Genomic DNA, 16,941 nt, shown 5'->3' with positions numbered 1-16,941 from the left:
TATGACGACGACCGCTTCGACGACCATGACGGGGACGACGGTGACGAAGCCGAGCGCCACGAGTCCGACGAGCCCGACGAGTCCGACGACGAGCACGACGATGACCGCTCCGACGACGAGCACGACGACGAGCACGATGGGGACGGGCCGGAGCCTCAGGAGTCGGAGGACCACTGACCATGCCGTCGGCTCGTGGACGCTGCCGCACTGGGCAGCTGGACGACCACCTCCGTCCCCGCTCCTGGGACGCTGGCCAGGCGCATGCGTCCACCGAACCCGGTCACCGTCCTGCGGACGATCTGGAGCCCGAGGCCGCTGAACCCCGTCCGCTCCCGCTGGTCCGCGGCCACCGGACTCGGACCCGGGCCCTCATCGGCGACGATGAGCGCCGGACCGGCCCAGCCGGCGGAGGGGGCAGTGAGCACGGCATCGGGCGCGACATCGGGCGCGGCATCAGGTGGAGCATCGGACAAAGCCACGGAGAATGCCGTGCCCTCCGGGGTGTGGGCGAAGACGTTGTCGACAAGGACGTCGACGATGTCGCGCAGATCGCTCGCGTCCACACTGACGGGTCGGGGCTCGTCGGGGAGGTCGACCTCCATCGCCCGACCCTGGTCCTCTGCGAGCGCCGACCAGAACTGCACTCGCTCCGCGACGACCGCCGTGGCGTCGCAGGTGGACTGCATGTCGCTGCGGACGGGGCGCCGCGCCTCGCGCACGATCGCGTCGATGGTCCGCTGCAGAGAGGCGATGTGGCGCTGGAGCCGTTCGGCGAGCTCCGCGTCCCGGACGGACTCGGCGTCGAGCCGGAGCGCGGTGACCGGCGTCCGCAGCCGGTGCGACAGGTCCCCGACAGCGGCACGCTCGGCCGCGAGGAGCTCGGTGATGCGCTCGGCGAGCCGGTTGAGGGCCTCGCCGAGCTCCCTCGTCTCCGGAGGGCCGGTGGGTACGGCGCGGGCAGCGAGGTCGCCCTCGCGGAGCCGGTGCGCCACGGCGGCCACCTCCGTCACCGGGGTGCTCACGCGTCGCCCGAGCTGGGCGGCGATCAGGACCGCGGCAACGAAGAGCACGACACCGAGGGCGGCGATCGCCGCCCAGGCCGTGCCGACTCCCGCCCGGAGCACAGCCGTGCTCACCGTCGTGCGGACGACGTCGGTGCCAGCCGCCGTGATCACCGGCACGAGGATCTTGCCGCCTGCCTCCCCGCGTGCGGTGAAGGCGCGACCGGTACGCGCCTGGAGCACGTCGGCGTCCTCGGCGATGTCGGGTGCGGGCGCACCGAGGACCACCCCCTGCGCGGTGAGGACGCTCGTCGTCACAGCGGGAGACCGGCGGTCCAGCGCGCTGACGAGGTCGGGGAGGGTGGGACTGTCGTGGAGCCCCGACACGAGGATGGCGACGTTGCGGGCTTCCTCGTTGGCGGCGGCCATGCCGCGGTCCTCCGCCAACGACTGGACGAGGAGGAACAACGGGATCACGAAGATGAGGACGACGGCTGATGTCGCTCCCGCCACCACCCATGCGATGCGGCGACGCATCAGGCCTCGCCGGCTTCGCCGGTCACGCTGGCGGGATCGGCGAGACGCACGCCCACCCCGCGCACGGTGTGCAGGTATCTCGGACGGGCGGCGCTCTCGCCGAGCTTGCGACGCAGCCACGAGAGGTGGACGTCGACCGTTCGTTCGCCGCCTCCATAAGCCTGCTGCCAGACCTCCGCGAGCAGGGTCCGCTTCGAGACGACCTCACCCTGGCGGGAGGCGAGTGCGTGGAGCAGGTCGAACTCCTTGCGGGACAGATCGAGTGCGGCGTCGCCGAGGCGGGCGGTCCGGGTCCGGGCATCGATCGTCAGCTCGCCGACGACGATCGGGGCGTCGCCGGCCGCCGTTGCCGCTCGACGCAACACGGCCCGGATCCGGGCCGCGATCTGCTCGAGGCCGAACGGCTTGACGACGTAGTCGTCGGCGCCCGCGTCGAGCGCTCGGACCGTCATCGCGTCCTCGTCCTGGGCAGTGATCACGATGACCGGCGTGTCCCCGAGCCCTCGCACCATGGCGAGGACCTGCAGCCCGTCGATGTCCGGCAACCCGAGATCGAGCAGCACCACGTCGGGTTGCACCTTGATGACGAGGTCGAGCGCGCTGAGTCCGTCCCTCGCAACGACGACGGCGTGACCCTGCTCCGTGAGCCCCCGCAGGAGCGCGTCGTGGATCCCCGGGTCGTCCTCCACGACGAGGATGCTGGTCATGTGGGCACGCTACGCCAGCCGCGACCCCGTCCGGCGCCCGACGGTGCGAGAGTGGAGCGGTGATGAGGCGCTCGCTCCTGTGGGGCCTGCTGGCCTGGGTCGTCGTGGTGGCCCTGGCATCCGGGATGACCTGGGCCGTGATCAACCGGGCGGGCCAGACGGTGCTCGCGGATGACGTCCCCCTGGTCAGCACACCCGACCTCACGGTGGGACCCGGGACAGGCCCGCCGCTGCCGACCGCCACCGCGGGCCAGGGGACCGGTACCTCGTCGCCCACCAGCCCGCCTCCCGCCGAGCCGACCCCTGCGCCTCCCTCAGGAGTTGCGAGCCCATCGTCAGCTGCTCCGCCCGGGTCGACGGGGGGCATTGATCGACGCTGGGAGGGCGAGCCGGGGTCGGTGGTCGTGCGCTGCACGGGCCGGGTCGTCGACCTGCGCTCGGCGACCCCGAGCGACGACTACCGCGTCGAGGTCGAGTCGCGAGGTCCCCGCGAGGTCGAGGTGAAGTTCGAGGGACCCGGCGACGACGTCAAGGTGAAGGCGAAGTGCGAGGACGGCGTGCCGCAGTTCGGAACCGAGGGCGACGAGCAGGAAGAGGCTGAGGACTGAGCTCCGCCCGACGTCCGGAAGCCACCAGGACGCCGGGCGTGCGGCGGGGCTCCTCCCGCCCGCGTCGACCTGCCGGACCGGTGTCGTCAGAGGCGGGCAGCCCTGCGCCTGAGGTAGCGTCGCTCCGGCTCGGAGCGGGTCTGCGACGCTGCCTGCGCGTAGGCGTCGCGCGCCCCGGCGGCGTCGCCCACCCGTTCCAGGAGGTGTGCCCGGACCGCGGCGACCCGGTGGTTGCCCCGGAGCCGGGGGTGGACGGCGAGCTCGGACAGCTCCTCGAGGGCGGTGGTTGCGCCCTGCACCTCAGCAAGGGCGACGAGGCGGCTGAGGGCAACGACGGGGCTGTCGTCGAAGCGCTGCAACAGGGTGTAGAGCGCAAGGATCTGGGGCCAGTCGGTGGCCTCGGGTGTCGGCGCCTCGTCGTGCAGGGCGGCAATCGCAGCCTGAAGCTGGTAGGGCCCCATCGGCCCCAGCGACATCGCCTCAGTGGCCAGGGCTGTCCCTTCGGCGATGAGGTCCTGGTCCCAGAGGGACCGGGCCTGCGCCTCGAGCGGGACAGCGTCGCCGTGCTCGTCGATGCGCGCGGGGCGCCGCGCCTCCGTCAGCAGCATGAGGGCCAGCAGGCCCGCGACAGCGGGCTCGTGGGGGAGAGCGGCGCGGAGCATCCGCGTCAGGCGAATGGCCTCGGAGCTGAGGTCGACCCGGACCACGCGGTCACCGGACGAGGCGGCGTAGCCCTCGTTGAAGACGAGGTAGAGGGCGTGCAGGACGGCAGGCAGCCGCAGACGGACCTCCGAGGGCGTCGGCGGCAGGAACCGCGCGCCGGCCGCTGCGACCGTCGCCTTGGCCCGGCTGATCCGCTGACCCATGGTGGCCGACGGGACGAGGTGGGCGCGGGCAATCTCCTCGGTCGTGAGGCCGCCGACGGCCCGGAGCAGGAGGGCCACTTGCGAAGGCGGCGAGAGGGACGGATGACAGCACAGGAAGAAGAGCATCAGGCTGTCGTCGGCATCGCGGGGGCGGCCCTCCTCGTCGTCGGGTGCGGTGTGGCCGCGGAGGGGCACGGCTCTCGCGAGGCGCTCCTCGCGGGTCTGGCGGGCGACCTCGCGCCGGAGCAGGTCGGTCAGGACCCGGGATGCCACTCGGATGAGCCACGCCCTGGGCCGGTCGGGAAGACCCGTGCGCTCCCACTCAGACACGGCGCGCACCAGCGACTCCTGCACCGCGTCCTCGGCCAGGTCGAAGTGGCCGTAGCGGCGCACCAGCGCACCGAGGACCTGCGGCGCCTCACGTCGCAGCAGGTCCTCGGTGCGGGCGTCGGTCAGCACGCCGGTCAGCCGTCGCCCGGGGGCCCGTCCATGATGGGCCGGATCTCGATCGGCTCACCCGTGACCCCCACGACCCGAGCCGCGATCTCCACCGCGCGGTCGTGCGAGGCGACATCGATGATCGAGAAGCTGACCAGCGACTCCTTCAGCTCGGCATAGGGCCCATCGGTCGCCACCGGGACGCCGTCGACCTGCTGCACCGTCGTCGTGTGGGACGGATCGGCCAGGCCCTCGGAGCCGACCCACTCGCCCGACGCGCGCAGCTCCTGCTCGAACTGCTCGTAGAAGTCACAGATCCGCTGCACCTCCTCGGCGGAGACCACCTGGTCGTCCCAGGTCTGCGCGTTGGTGTAGCCCAACAGCATGTACTTCATGTCGACCCCCTTGTGACGGACGAGTCTAGTCAGTCGTGGACCCGGGTCATCGTGGACTCGTAGCCCCCGCCACCCGGGTACACCCAGGAGCCGGACACGGTGCGGTCTCCGTCGTCGAAGGTGCCGGTGTAGTACGCCGGCGACCCCTTCTCGCCGGCCCAGATCCGCAGGGTGTCGCCCTCGATCTCGTAGACGTAGTCGAGGGTGTTGCCCGTGTTGTCGTAGAAGCGGGAGTGGACGTCTGCGCTCGGGTGCTCGCCGAACGGGCGGAGGTTCCCGATGATCTCGAGGCCCTCGACCGCCTGCCCGAACTGGGCGAGGTGGACGCGCTGGAGGAGGAAGTAGCCGCCCTCCATCCACTCGTACGACACGGTGCCCTCGGCACCGCCGCTGACAGCCCACCGGCCGACGAGGCGATCGAGGGCCCGCAGCGCCGGCGACGGCTCAGGCGTCGGCGGCAGGTCGAAGGCGGCGTCCTCGGGTGCGCGGTCCTCGTTCGTGCCGGTGCTCGTCTGGTTGCTCAACTCGGTGCTCATCGTCATGCCTCTCTCGAGTGGTGGCACCTCCCTCGGGTGCCGGGTGCTGCGACGACGAAGCCGGCACCGCGATTTCGACATCTCCCCGGGGCCTCTCTTGGCGAACGACCTTCGGCACCCCAGCCAGCCCAGCGGCATACGTCGATGTCTGCTGAAGAAGGACTGTCGTCGGCGGACCGCCCACGGCAGGATCGGCACGTGTCCTCCACCACGGAAGAGCCGCGTCGGCACCTGCTCGGCGCACAGTTGTCGGCCCCACTGCGGCGATACCTCGCCACCGAGTCAGGCGGGGCGACCCTCCTCGTCGTCGCCGCCGTCGTCGCCCTGGTGTGGGCGAACTCCGCGTGGTCCGATGCGTACACCCGCCTCTGGGAGACCGAGCTCGCCGTGGAGCTCGGCGATCGTGCGCTGCGCATGGACCTCGGCCACTGGATCAACGACGGCCTCATGGCGCTGTTCTTCCTCGTCATCGGCCTCGAGGTGCGCCGCGACCTGTCCGTCGGCGAGCTCACCGACCGGCGGCGGCTCCGGCTGCCGCTGCTCGCCGGACTCGGCGGGATGGTCGTGCCCGCCCTCCTCTACCTCCTCGTCAACTCGTCCGGGGAGGCCGCGAACGGCTGGGGTGTCGTCATCGGCACCGATACCGCCTTCCTCCTCGGCACCCTCGCCCTCGTCGGCCCGACCGCGTCGACGCAGCTACGGGTCTTCCTCCTCACCCTGACCGTCGTCGACGACATCGTCGCCGTCACCGTCATCGGCGCCGTGTACTCCGACGACATCGACCTCGCCGCGCTGGCCGTCGCCGTGGTGGGGGTCGCCGTGCTCGTGGGGCTCGGACGCAGCGGCATGTGGCGGACGTGGCCGTATGCCGTGACCATCCTCGTGCTGTGGCTCGCGACGGTGGCCTCGGGGCTGCACGCCTCCGTCGCGGGCATGGTGGCCGGGCTCCTCGTGCCCGCATACGCCCCGCGGCGCCAGGAGGTCGAGCAGGCGGCCACCCAGTTCAAGGCCTTCAGCCAGTCGCCCCTCGCCGATGTCGGTCGATCGGCACAGACCGCGCTGGTCCGGGCCGTGCCCGTCAACGAGCGGATGCAGCTCGTGCTGCACCCGTGGACGAGCTATCTCGTCGTGCCCGTCTTCGCCCTCGCCAACGCCGGGGTCGATCTGCGCGGAGGTGTGCTCGGCGAGGCCCTCCAGTCACCCGTGACGTGGGGCATCGTGCTCGGACTCGTCGTCGGCAAGTTCGTCGGGATCGGTGGCGCCGCCCTGCTCGGCGCGCGGTTCGGGGTGGGCCCGCTCCCGCAGTGCCTCGGTCCGGGGCAGGTCCTCGGCGGGGCCGCGCTGTCCGGGATCGGCTTCACCGTTTCCCTGCTCATCGTCGGGCTCGCCTTCGGACCCGAGCTCCAGGACGAGGCGACCGTCGGAGTGCTGCTCTCGCTCGTGCTGGCGACACTGCTCGGCTGGCTCGTCTTCAGGCTCGCAGCCGTGCTGCATGGCGAGACGTCGGCGGGGCTGCCGACGATGTTGGATCGCCCCGTCGATCCCGAGCGTGACCACATCCGCGGCTCGGCCATGGCCCCCCTCACGCTCGTCGAGTACGCCGACTTCGAGTGTCCCTTCTGCGGTCGTGCCACCGGGACCGTCAAGGAGGTCCGCGAGCACTTCGGCGACGACCTGCGCTACGTGATGCGACACCTGCCCCTGCCCGACGTGCACCCCCACGCGGAGCTCGCCGCCGCCGCGGCCGAGGCAGCCGGGGCGCAAGGCCGCTTCTGGGAGATGCACGACCTGCTCTTCGAGCATCAGGGCGCGCTCGAGATCGAGGACCTCGCCGGGTATGCCGGCGACCTCGCGCTCGACGTCGAACGCTTCCTCCGAGAGATCGACGAGCAGGTGCACGAGGAGCGGGTCCGCGAGGACGTCATGAGCGCCGAGGCGAGCGGCGCACGCGGGACACCGACCTTCTTCGTCGGCGAGCGCCGGCACGTGGGGGCGTATGACGCGAGAACGCTCATCGCCGCGCTCGAGGCAAGTCGGCATCCGGCAGCCGCACCGGACCGAAGGAGCTCCTAGTGCGCCTCCTCGTGCATGTGCTCGAGCAGCTCCGCCAGGTTGGTGTCCTGCTCCGCCACGAGCAGGGGCAGCACGAGGTCGTTCTCCTTGGCGGCGTGGCTGGAGAACACGCGCTGCAGCGCCTCGGCCCAGGCGGCCGTCGCAGCGGGCTCGTCGCTCGACTCGATCGCGTCGACGATGCCGAGGATGACGCCGTGCTCGGCCACCATGCCGGCAATGAGCAGCCGGCCGGCCTCCGTCTGCGCGGCGGCGCGGTAGAACGTCGTCTCCTCGCCGGCGGCGTGTGGCCCGAGGACGGTGCGCGCCCACGTCACGAGCCGGGCCTTCGCACCGTCCGCGCCGGACGACTGCGCGTCTGACCGCGGGAGCGCGGCGACGAGCCCGTCGAGCTCTGCGACGAGGTGTTCGTGGTGGCGACGGATGGCACTGGCGGCCGCCTCGTCGCGCTCGTTGATGGTCGTCGTCATGATGGTCTCCTTGGTGTCCCATCGTCCCGGCGGGCGCTTCCCGCCATCGCGGTCAGTCGACCACGGGGCACGCCCCCCTTTCCTTGACGTGCGTCAAGGAGGTTGGGACCGATGACGACGGTCGGGCACCCGGCGAGCTGAGCGGCATACGGCTGCCGTATGCCGTTGGGCTGGCTCCTCCGGGAGGGCACCCTTCCGCGTCGGCCGGCGCTTGTCCCGCTCACTCGGCGATCCGGGTGCCCAACCCGGCTGTCCGGCGGTCGCGCCTGTGTAACCTTTTCGGGGTCCGCTGAACGGTCCGGCGGCTCATCCGGAGGGGACGGCATGGAGGACCACCTGACACCTGGTGGGTTCATCACAGCTCGAGCCAGCGAGGAAGGCGACTCGTGGGTCGCGGTATTCAGCACCGAGCCCCTCGCCGGCCTCGCCCTCACCCAGGTCGTTGAGGAGCACGGCGGCCTCACCGACGGTCAGGTCACGGCGGTGGCCGGCCTGGTTGCCACTGCGTTGGCGGCGGCACACGGCGGCGGCGTGGTCCACGGCGCGCTCTCGCCCGAGCACGTGACGCTCTCGCCCGAGGATGCGGTGGTGCAGATCGGTGGCTTCGGGGGCAGGCCGATCGCGGGATGGTCCGCGTCACCGTATCTCGCGCCCGAGCAGGTGGCCGGCGGCGAGCTCGAGCCCCGCAGCGACCTCTTTGCGCTCGGCTGCCTCATGATGACGATGCTGACCGGAGAGCCGCCCGTGCCTGCGCCGGGGAGCGAGGCGCCGTCGGAGTCCGCGTCGGCGCCGGGGACCGGCGCGCCGTGGCCCTCTGATCGCAGGCCCGACATCGACCCGGCGCTCAACGGGCTCGTCCACGACCTGCTCGCCCACTCTCCGACCCGTCGACCGGTGTCGGCCGCGGAGGTGGTCAGCCGACTGGGGCGGATCGCGGCCGACCTGGCGGATCGACACGTCGTGGCGACCCTGCCCGGCGCGGTGGCTCCAGCCGGGACGGGGGCTGTCGCCACGGCCACTGTCGATGGGGATCCCCCCGATGACACCGAGCTGCTGGCCCCGATCCTCCCCGTGGCGGGCGCTGCGCTTCCGCACGCACCTGCGGGGGAGGTTCCGCGGGGTCTTCCGGACCCGGCGACCCACTCAACGCAGACGCAGGTCATCTCCGCCCTCGAACCCGAGGACGACGACTCGGATCGGGTGGGCGTGGCTGGTGTGCTCGGGGTGGACTCGATCCCCTGGCCGTGGGTCGCCGGCAGCCTGGCGGCTGTTGCGCTCGTCCTCCTGACCCTGTTCACGTGGCTCGGCGGTGATGACACGAAGTCACCCGTTGCCGCCCCCGCCACGACAGCGCCGCCCACGTCGACCCCCTCCTCGCCGACCGAGGGTGGGTCCCCCAGCAGCGCGGTCACGCCTGGGACTCCCACCACGAGCCGCCCCTCCGTCACCACGACCACGGCGTCCGCGAGCGCGACGACCTCCGCGACCGTGCGATCGCCGGCGCCGACGACAGCCGTGCCCGACGACAGCCCGCAGCCGCAGACACTGGGCGGAGCGGTGAGCTCGCTGCGGGCCACCGTGCGTGACGTGGTGGCGAGCGGAGAGGTGGACAGGGCGTCAGGGGATGACCTCGTCCAGCGCGCCGACGAGCTGAGCCGATGGGTGGACCGCAGCCCCGTGCAGCTGAGCCGGCGAGTCTCCGCCCTCGACAGCTACGTTGAGCGCCTGGCGTCATCGGGAGACATCACGAGTGGTGGCTACCGGCAGGTGTCCGGAGCCATCGCCGCGGTGCAGGCTCAGCTCGCCTGAGCTGGACATCACAGCCAGCGCTCGCTCAGCCAATCGCAGGGTTCGGTCACGCTCTCTCCGGCGGAGCCCCGCGGCACACGGCCCGGCTCCGCGCCTGGTGAGCCTCGTTGCGGTACTTTTCTGGGGGCAAGGCACGAAAGAGGCCCTCTCCCGGGGTGGGAAAGGGCCTCTGACCTGTGGTGGAGCCAAGGGGACTCGAACCCCTAACCCCCTGCTTGCAAAGCAGGTGCGCTACCAATTGCGCCATGGCCCCGAGCGGGCGCGGGGCCCGAGGGGATTCAGGACGTCGCGGGTGGCGTGTCCTGGTCAGCCGCGGGAGCTGGTGCGGGAGCCGGAGCGGGAGCTTCGGCCTTGACGTCGTCGGTGGCCTGGTTCCACAGGTCCTGCTCGGCCTGCTGCTGGCGGGCCTTCTTCCGGAGGAAGACGATCCCGGCGACGGATCCGGCGATGAGGGCAAGACGCTTGAGCATGCTGTGGTCCTCTCGTGACGGCTGATGATGGTGGGCCTAACAGGACTTGAACCTGTGACCTCTTCCTTATCAGGGAAGCGCTCTAACCGTCTGAGCTATAGGCCCATCGTCACCTTCGTGCGGGCGGGGAACGGACCGAGATCCGAATCCCTGACGCGAGGGCACACGTTACCGGATGCGCCGCGGGACCTCCAAAACAGGGGTGACGCCTGCCGTATGCCGCTGGGCTGGCTGCGCGGCCAGCCCCCGGGGGCTGCTCCGGTGAGGGGGAGGGCCGGGGTATCAGTCGTCGGTGAGGGTCAGCTGGATGCCGCCGACGAGGGCGGAGCAGATGTTGTAGAGGAAGGCCATGACGGTGGCGATGGCCGTCATGAGGATGACGTCGATGACGCCGATGACGATCGACAGGGACACGACCCGGCCGAAGCCGACGTAGTCCTTGATCGAGAAGTTGTCTGCGGCGTCGGCGGTCTGGAGCGACTGGAGGACGCCCTCGATGTCGGTGAAGACGTTCATCGTCGAGAGGATCATCCACAGAACCGCGGTGAGGATCACGCCGGCGATGCCGAGGGCGACCGAGAGCAGGAAGCTCATCTTCATCACGGACCACGGATCGACCCGGGCGACGGCGAGCCGGACCCGACGGGGGCCCTTCGACCTGCGACTTCCGGTGTCCTTCGACCGGGATGCGGACGCGGTGGCCGTCTTCGTCGCGCCCGTGCTCGCGCCCCCTGTCGCCGTGGACGGAGTGGTGGGCTGCGCTCCTACGGGCCGGGTGGGCGGGGTGCGGGAGGTGATGGCCCCACGCGAGAGGGTGGACTCGCCGGCACCGACGTCGGAGCCGTAGTAGTCGTGCCCGCCGGGCCCCGCTTGGCCCCCGTGATCCGGCGTGGTGCGGTAGCCGGCGGGCCGGCTGTAGTAGTCGCTCGTCGACGTTCCCGGGTCGGTCGACGCGCCTGCAGAGCTGGAGCCGTAGCCGCTCGTCCCGAACCCCTCAGAGCTGGGCGTGCTCATTCGTCACCTCCACTGTCGCTGTCCGACGACTCGGTCGTCGCGCTGCCACTTTCGTCCGACGGTACGCCATCGCCGCTCGGAACCGTAGTGATCGGCGCGGTCGGCGCGGTCCCCTCGACGTCGCCGACCTCCTCGAGCTCGGCGTCGGTCACCGACTCGGCATTGCGTGCGACAGCCACGATGGAGTCGCCCTGGTCAGGAGTCGCGAACCTGACGCCCTGGGTGCCCCGGCTCGTGTGGCGGACCTCGTCAACCCGCGAGCGGACGATCTTGCCCTTCTCCATGACGACCAGGACCTCGTCGCCAGGGGTGACGGTGAGGGCTCCGACGAGGTCCCCACCCTTGTCCGAGAGCTTGGCCACCTGGATGCCGTAGCCGCCGCGGCCCTGGACGCGGTATTGGGACACCGGGGTGCGCTTGGCCAGGCCGTTCTCGAAGACGACGAAGACGTCGATCTCGAGGCCGTCCGGCACACGGGACATGGACAGGAGCGTGTCGTCACCCTTGAACTTCATCCCCGTGACGCCGGACGTCGAGCGCCCCATGGGCCGCAGCGCGGTGTCGGTCGCGGTGAACCGGACCGACATGCCCTTGCGGGACACGAGCAGGAGGTCGTCCTGGGGAGCCACGAGGCGCGCGCCCACGAGCTCGTCACCCTCTCTCAGGTTGATCGCGATGAGACCGCCCGATCGGGGTGAGTCGTACTCGCGCAGGCGCGTCTTCTTCACGAGCCCGGAGCGCGTGGCGAGGACGAGGTAGTCGGCCGCCTCGTAGTCCTTGATCGCAAGAACCTGGGCGATCTGCTCGCCCGGCTGGAAGGCGAGCAGGTTGGCGACGTGCTGCCCCTTGCTGTCCCGGCTGCCCTCGGGCAGCTCGTAGGCCTTGGCCCGGTAGACGCGGCCGAGGTTGGTGAAGAAGAGCAGCCAGTGGTGGGTCGTCGTCGTGAAGAAGTGCTCGACGACGTCCTCGCCACGCAGCTGAGCGCCCTTGACCCCCTTGCCGCCGCGGCGTTGGGACCGGTAGAGGTCGGTCCGCGTCCGCTTGGCGTAGCCGCCGCGGGTGATCGTGACGACGACGTCCTCCTCGGGGATGAGGTCCTCCATCGACATGTCGCCGTCGAAGGGCACGATCTCGGTGCGCCGATCGTCGCCGTACTTGTCGACGATGCCCTGCAGCTCCTCCGAGACGATCTCGCGCTGGCGTTCCGGTGAGGCGAGGATCGCGTGGTACTCGTCGATGAGCTCCTGGAGCTCGTCGTGCGCCTGCTGGATCCGCTCGCGCTCGAGGGCGGCGAGACGGCGCAGCTGCATGTTGAGGATGGCCTGCGCCTGGACCTCGTCGATGTCGAGCAGCCCGATGAGGCCGTCGCGGGCCTCCTCGACGGTGCGCGAGGCGCGAATGAGCGCGATGACCTCGTCGAGCATGTCGAGGGCCTTGAGGTAGCCGCGCAAGAGGTGGATCTCGGCCTCGGCCTTGCGCAGCCGGAACTCGGTGCGCAGCCTGATGACCTCGATCTGGTGGTCCACCCAGTGCCGGATGAAGCCGTCGAGGGGCAGGGTGCGAGGGACGTCGTCGACGAGCGCGAGCATGTTGGCGCCGAAGTTGGTCTGCAGCTGGGTGTGCTTGTAGAGGTTGTTGAGCACGACCTTGGCGACGGCGTCACGCTTCAGGGTGATGACGAGGCGCTGCCCGGTGCGACCCGAGGTCTCGTCGTTGATGTCGGCGATGCCGGCGATCTTGCCGTCCTTGACGAGGTCGGCGATCTTCATCGCGAGCTGGTCGGGGTTGACCTGGTAGGGCAGCTCGGTCACGACGAGCGCCTGCCGCCCCCGGATCTCCTCGACCTCGACGACGGCACGCATGATGATCGAGCCGCGACCGGTGCGGTAGGCGTCCTCGATGCCGCGGTGGCCCATGATGAGCGCGCCCGTGGGGAAGTCCGGCCCCTTGATGATCCCGAGAAGGGCCTCGAGCAGCTCCTCGCGCGAGATGTCCGGATTGCGCAGGTAGTACTGCGCGCCCTCGGCGACCTCGCGCAGGTTGTGCGGCGGGATCTGGGTCGCCATCCCGACGGCGATGCCGGCGGAGCCGTTGACGAGCAGGTTGGGGAAGCGGCTCGGCAGCACCGAGGGCTGCATCGTCTTGCCGTCGTAGTTCGGAACGAACTTGACCGTGTCCTGCTCGATGTCCCGCACCATCTCCATGGCGATCGGGGCCATCCGGCACTCGGTGTATCGGGGTGCGGCAGCGCCGTCGTTGCCGCGGGAGCCGAAGTTGCCCTGCCCGTCGACGAGCGGGTAGCGCATCGACCAGTCCTGCACGAGCCGGACGAGCGCGTCGTAGATCGCCGAGTCGCCGTGCGGGTGGTAATGGCCCATGACGTCACCGACGACGCGGGCGCACTTGTTGTACCCCCGGTCGGGGCGGTAGCCGCCGTCATACATCGCGTAGACGATGCGCCGGTGCACGGGCTTGAGGCCGTCACGGACGTCCGGGAGCGCACGGGACACGATGACCGACATGGCGTACTCGATGTACGAGCGCTGCATCTCGGTGTTGAGGTCGATCGGCTCGACGCGGTCGTGCTGGCCGGGCTCGCGCTCGACCACAGCCGTGCCCTGCTCGTGGCTCGTGTCCTGCTCGTCGTCGTCGGCCAGCTCGCTCGTGTCGAGGATGTCCTCGAGCGACTCGTCGGGCGTCTCGTTGACGTCGTCGCCGTTGGTCGGCGGCTGCTCACTCACGTCAGTTCCCTTGTCCTGTAGTTCTCGTCAAAACGTGATGTCGTATGCCGCTGAGCTCAGCCACGCTGGGCGGTGGCGTCCGCGCAGGGCGAGCTGAGCGGCATACGGGATGGGTTCTAGATGTCGAGGAAGCGCACGTCGCGCGCGTTCTTCTGGATGAAGGTCCGGCGCGACTCGACGTCCTCTCCCATGAGCACCGCGAAGACCTCGTCGGCCTTGGCCGCGTCGTCGAGCGTGACCTGGAGGAGCGTGCGCGTCTCGGGGTCCATCGTCGTCTCGCCGAGCTCGGCGTAGTTCATCTCGCCGAGGCCCTTGTACCGCTGGATCGGGTTGTCCTTCGGCAGGCGCCAGCCCTTGGCGTCGCCGAGCTCCTTGAGCCCGTCGCGCTCCCGGTCCGAGTAGGCGAACTGGTGCGGGGCGTTGCTCCACCGGAGGCGGAACAGCGGTGGCTGGGCGAGGTAGACGTAGCCGGCCTCGATGAGCGGGCGCATGAACCGGAAGAGGAGCGTCAGCAGGAGCGTGCGGATGTGCATGCCGTCGACGTCGGCGTCGGCCATGAGGATGATCTTGTGGTAGCGGGCCTTCTGGATGTCGAAGTCCTCGCCGATGCCCGTCCCGAACGCCGAGATGAGGGCCTGGACCTCGTGGTTGGCGAGGATCTTGTCGATCCGCGCCTTCTCGACGTTGAGGATCTTGCCGCGGATCGGCAGGATCGCCTGCGTGTAGGGGTTGCGGGCCTGCGTCGCCGATCCGCCCGCCGAGTCGCCCTCGACGATGAAGACCTCGGAGATGCTCGGGTCCTTGGACTGGCAGTCCTTGAGCTTGCCCGGCAGGCCCCCGGACTCGAGCAGGCCCTTGCGCCGGGTCGCCTCGCGGGCCTTGCGGGCCGCCATCCGCGCGGCCGCCGCCTGGATCGACTTGCGGACGATGTCCTTGCCCTCGTTGGGGTGGGCCTCGAGCCAGTGGCCGAACTCGTCGGTCATGGCGCGCTGGACGAAGCCCTTGACCTCGGAGTTGCCGAGCTTGGTCTTCGTCTGTCCCTCGAACTGCGGCTCACCGAGCTTGACCGAGATGACCGCAGTGAGCCCCTCCCGGACGTCGTCGCCGGTGAGGTTCTCGTCCTTGTCCTTGAGGAGGTTCTGCCGACGGGCGAAGTCGTTGATGAGCTTGGTCATCGCGGCGCGGAACCCCTCCTCGTGGGTGCCGCCCTCGTGGGTGTTGATCGTGTTGGCGTAGGTGTGCACCGACTCGCTGTAGGCGTTCGTCCACTGCATGGCCAGCTCGAGCGACATCGACCGGGCGGTGTCCTCCACCTCGATCGAGATGACCTCCGGGTGCACCGGCTCGCTGCGCTTGGAGGAGTTGAGATGGTTGACGTAGTCCACGAGACCACCGTCATAGCGGTAGCTCACTGTCTTCGCCGTGACCCTCTTCTTCTCGTGCTCCGGAACGTCGTGGCCGTTGTCGTCCTCCTCGACCACCTGGGCGATGTCGGTGTCGACGCCGTCGAGGTCGACCTCATCAGTCTCGTCGCGCTGCTCGACCCGCTCGTCGACGAGGTTGATCGTCAGACCCTTGTTGAGGAAGGCCATCTGCTGGAACCGGGCGCGAAGCGTCTCGAAGTCGTAGTCGACCGCGTCGAAGATGTCGGGGTTGGCCCAGAAGGTGATCGTCGTGCCGGTCTCGTCGGTGGCCTCCTCCTGGCGCAGGGGCCCGTCGGGCACGCCCATGGTGAAGCTCATCCGATGGACGTGGCCCTTCTGCCGCACGGCGACCTTGAGCCGGGACGACAGGGCGTTGACGACGGAGGAGCCGACGCCGTGCAGGCCGCCGGAGACCTTGTAACCGCCACCGCCGAACTTCCCGCCCGCGTGGAGCTGGGTCAGGACGAGCTCGACCGCGCTGATCTTCTCGACCGGGTGGATGTCGGTCGGGATGCCTCGGCCGTTGTCCTTGACCCGGACGCCGCCGTCGGCGAGCAGCGTGACGTCGATGGTGTCGGCGTAGTCGGCGAGCGCCTCGTCGACCGAGTTGTCGACGATCTCGTAGACGAGGTGGTGCAGGCCGCGCTCGCCGGTGGAGCCGATGTACATGCCCGGACGCTTGCGGACCGCCTCGAGGCCCTCCAGGACGGTGATCGCACTCGCGTCGTAGTCGACTCCGTTGGGACGATGGTCGACGGATGGGGTGATGATGCTGTCGGCTGTCGTCTCTACGGGGTCTGACACGTCTCTCCTCGGGTGAACCTCATGCGGGCGGCTCGACGAGGACGCCGAGCCGCTACCCGATTATTCTAACGGTCCCCGGGACCAGAACGTGCCCTCAGCGGCCCGGAACGGGCAATTTCCCGCCCCAGAACCCCGGATTTCGGGGGGAGGATCATGCCCGGGCCCTGCAAGGGCCCTGTGGCGCGATCACTGGTCCTTGAAACCATCCCGACAATGCCCACACCGATACCCACACCAAGGCGCCCACACCAAGGCCACCACCCCGGGACCTGGGTCCCGGGGTGGTGGCCGGTGTGCGGTGCGCTGGGGTGTCGCCTACTGGCCCAGGCCGAGGCGGTAGACCCCGCCGGCTCGGGTGCCTGCGAACAGCCACTTCCCGTCCGGGCTGACGACCAGGGACCGCACCGACGGGTCAGGCAGCCCGGCGCCGACGTTGACCCAGGTCCTGCCCCCGTTGATGCTCCGGAGCACGCCACGGCCGTTCATCAGCAGGCCGGCCTCGGTGTAGTCGCCGACTCCGGCATAGAGGACGCCGTCCGCCCCGACGATCTGGCTGACCCGCATCGGCAACCCGTGCCTCCCGGTCCCCAGGTCGCGGGTCTCGGTGAAGCTCCTGCCGCCGTCGGTGCTCACCCGGATCGTCTCGCCACCGACGACCATCCGGTCACCGTCGATGTGGATGGCCGTGACCCGTCCGTCCGTCACCTTGACGCGGGTCGCCCCTCCGTTGTCCGAGCGCCACAGCCCTGCATGATCGCCGAGCCACAGCCTCTCGGGGTCCTCCGGGTCCGCCACGACCGCGGAGTACAGCGTGTCGTGGTCGTACCGCTTCCACGACGTGCCCCGGTCCGGACTCACGTAGAGACCTCCGCCCTCCGGGACCACGTAGGGCGCGATGACCTGATCCGGGTCGGCCGGGTGCATGACGACATCGAGCACCTCCTCCTCGAAGGGGTACTCGTCCGGCCAGGTCTGTCCGGCATCCGTGCTGCGCACCAGTCGGGACCCGAAGAAGCCGGTCTCGATGACCTTCCACACCGTGTGCGGATCG

At 70.2% G+C, this 16,941-nt stretch carries 14 protein-coding genes and 2 tRNA genes; 3 read left to right on the top strand and 13 right to left on the bottom strand.

The annotated features are described in order from the left end of the window. Positions 1-155: 155 nt before the first annotated feature. Together LOY02_RS12785 and LOY02_RS12780 are read right to left on the bottom strand one after the other, a co-directional pair. On the bottom strand, positions 156-1,538 hold the full coding sequence (locus LOY02_RS12785; protein ID WP_317182740.1) for a HAMP domain-containing sensor histidine kinase: 1,383 nt from the start codon (positions 1,536-1,538) through the stop codon (positions 156-158). Further along, positions 1,538-2,245: a response regulator transcription factor gene (locus LOY02_RS12780; RefSeq protein ID WP_317182739.1), complete on the bottom strand. Its 708-nt coding sequence runs from the start codon at positions 2,243-2,245 to the stop codon at positions 1,538-1,540. The genes LOY02_RS12785 and LOY02_RS12780 overlap by 1 nt, the downstream gene beginning before the upstream one ends. A gap of 62 nt (positions 2,246-2,307) precedes the next feature. Between LOY02_RS12780 and LOY02_RS12775 the strand changes: the two genes are divergently transcribed. Next, on the top strand, positions 2,308-2,853 hold the full coding sequence (locus LOY02_RS12775; protein WP_317182738.1) for a hypothetical protein: 546 nt from the start codon (positions 2,308-2,310) through the stop codon (positions 2,851-2,853). An 86-nt stretch (positions 2,854-2,939) separates the two neighbouring features. Here LOY02_RS12775 and LOY02_RS12770 read toward each other — a convergent pair whose 3' ends face one another. The 3 genes from LOY02_RS12770 to LOY02_RS12760 are packed head-to-tail and all read right to left on the bottom strand — an operon-like array spanning position 2,940 to position 5,088. Continuing rightward, positions 2,940-4,178 (bottom strand): RNA polymerase sigma factor, encoded by a 1,239-nt coding sequence (locus tag LOY02_RS12770; protein ID WP_317182737.1) that lies wholly within the window; start codon positions 4,176-4,178, stop codon positions 2,940-2,942. 5 nt (positions 4,179-4,183) lie between these two features. Continuing rightward, positions 4,184-4,552: a YciI family protein gene (locus LOY02_RS12765; protein ID WP_317182736.1), complete on the bottom strand. Its 369-nt coding sequence runs from the start codon at positions 4,550-4,552 to the stop codon at positions 4,184-4,186. Positions 4,553-4,581: 29 nt separating this feature from the next. After that, on the bottom strand, positions 4,582-5,088 hold the full coding sequence (locus tag LOY02_RS12760; protein ID WP_317182735.1) for a hypothetical protein: 507 nt from the start codon (positions 5,086-5,088) through the stop codon (positions 4,582-4,584). 198 nt (positions 5,089-5,286) lie between these two features. On the opposite strand from LOY02_RS12760, the gene nhaA reads away from it, so the two are divergent. Continuing rightward, positions 5,287-7,161, top strand: a complete 1,875-nt coding sequence (nhaA, locus tag LOY02_RS12755) for a Na+/H+ antiporter NhaA (RefSeq protein ID WP_317182734.1) — start codon at positions 5,287-5,289, stop codon at positions 7,159-7,161. On the opposite strand, the gene LOY02_RS12750 is transcribed toward nhaA, so the two are convergent. Beyond that, positions 7,158-7,628, bottom strand: coding sequence for a hemerythrin domain-containing protein (locus tag LOY02_RS12750; protein WP_317182733.1), 471 nt, complete (start codon positions 7,626-7,628; stop codon positions 7,158-7,160). The genes nhaA and LOY02_RS12750 overlap by 4 nt on opposite strands. Positions 7,629-7,952: 324 nt before the next feature. Here LOY02_RS12750 and LOY02_RS12745 point away from each other — a divergent pair, with 324 nt between their 5' ends. After that, positions 7,953-9,437 (top strand): protein kinase domain-containing protein, encoded by a 1,485-nt coding sequence (locus LOY02_RS12745; protein WP_317182732.1) that lies wholly within the window; start codon positions 7,953-7,955, stop codon positions 9,435-9,437. A 177-nt stretch (positions 9,438-9,614) separates the two neighbouring features. Here LOY02_RS12745 and LOY02_RS12740 read toward each other — a convergent pair. The 7 genes from LOY02_RS12740 to LOY02_RS12710 form a co-directional block, all read right to left on the bottom strand. After that, positions 9,615-9,690, bottom strand: a tRNA-Ala gene (locus LOY02_RS12740). 25 nt (positions 9,691-9,715) lie between these two features. Then, positions 9,716-9,907: a DLW-39 family protein gene (locus LOY02_RS12735; RefSeq protein WP_317182731.1), complete on the bottom strand. Its 192-nt coding sequence runs from the start codon at positions 9,905-9,907 to the stop codon at positions 9,716-9,718. A 28-nt stretch (positions 9,908-9,935) separates the two neighbouring features. Beyond that, positions 9,936-10,012, bottom strand: a tRNA-Ile gene (locus LOY02_RS12730). A gap of 177 nt (positions 10,013-10,189) precedes the next feature. After that, on the bottom strand, positions 10,190-10,921 hold the full coding sequence (locus tag LOY02_RS12725; RefSeq protein ID WP_317182730.1) for a DUF3566 domain-containing protein: 732 nt from the start codon (positions 10,919-10,921) through the stop codon (positions 10,190-10,192). After that, complete coding sequence (gyrA, locus tag LOY02_RS12720; RefSeq protein WP_410505950.1) at positions 10,918-13,470, bottom strand: DNA gyrase subunit A; 2,553 nt, start codon at positions 13,468-13,470, stop codon at positions 10,918-10,920. Before gyrA ends, LOY02_RS12725 begins: the two co-directional genes overlap by 4 nt. A 308-nt stretch (positions 13,471-13,778) precedes the next feature. Next, positions 13,779-15,857, bottom strand: a complete 2,079-nt coding sequence (gene gyrB, locus LOY02_RS12715) for a DNA topoisomerase (ATP-hydrolyzing) subunit B (RefSeq protein WP_317182741.1) — start codon at positions 15,855-15,857, stop codon at positions 13,779-13,781. Between the two features lie 348 nt (positions 15,858-16,205). Then, positions 16,206-16,941, bottom strand: a 736-nt coding sequence (locus tag LOY02_RS12710) for a hypothetical protein (protein ID WP_317182729.1), incomplete at its 5' end; no start/stop codon positions are given.

The sequence above is a fragment of the Intrasporangium sp. genome (assembly GCF_032907665.1).
In the GTDB taxonomy this organism is placed as follows: Bacteria; Actinomycetota; Actinomycetes; order Actinomycetales; family Dermatophilaceae; genus Intrasporangium.
This window is presented reverse-complemented; position numbering and strand designations above follow the sequence as displayed.

Bases quoted from the DNA above. Each gene is read 5' to 3' on its own strand.
- LOY02_RS12785 (WP_317182740.1), bottom strand. From the start codon at position 1,538: ATGCGTCGCCGCATCGCATGGGTGGTGGCGGGAGCGACATCAGCCGTC.
- LOY02_RS12780 (WP_317182739.1), bottom strand. From the start codon at position 2,245: ATGACCAGCATCCTCGTCGTGGAGGACGACCCGGGGATCCACGACGCG.
- LOY02_RS12775 (WP_317182738.1), top strand. From the start codon at position 2,308: ATGAGGCGCTCGCTCCTGTGGGGCCTGCTGGCCTGGGTCGTCGTGGTG.
- LOY02_RS12765 (WP_317182736.1), bottom strand. From the start codon at position 4,552: ATGAAGTACATGCTGTTGGGCTACACCAACGCGCAGACCTGGGACGAC.
- LOY02_RS12760 (WP_317182735.1), bottom strand. From the start codon at position 5,088: ATGAGCACCGAGTTGAGCAACCAGACGAGCACCGGCACGAACGAGGAC.
- LOY02_RS12750 (WP_317182733.1), bottom strand. From the start codon at position 7,628: ATGACGACGACCATCAACGAGCGCGACGAGGCGGCCGCCAGTGCCATC.
- LOY02_RS12745 (WP_317182732.1), top strand. From the start codon at position 7,953: ATGGAGGACCACCTGACACCTGGTGGGTTCATCACAGCTCGAGCCAGC.
- LOY02_RS12735 (WP_317182731.1), bottom strand. From the start codon at position 9,907: ATGCTCAAGCGTCTTGCCCTCATCGCCGGATCCGTCGCCGGGATCGTC.
- LOY02_RS12725 (WP_317182730.1), bottom strand. From the start codon at position 10,921: ATGAGCACGCCCAGCTCTGAGGGGTTCGGGACGAGCGGCTACGGCTCC.
- gyrA (WP_410505950.1), bottom strand. From the start codon at position 13,470: ATGCAGCGCTCGTACATCGAGTACGCCATGTCGGTCATCGTGTCCCGT.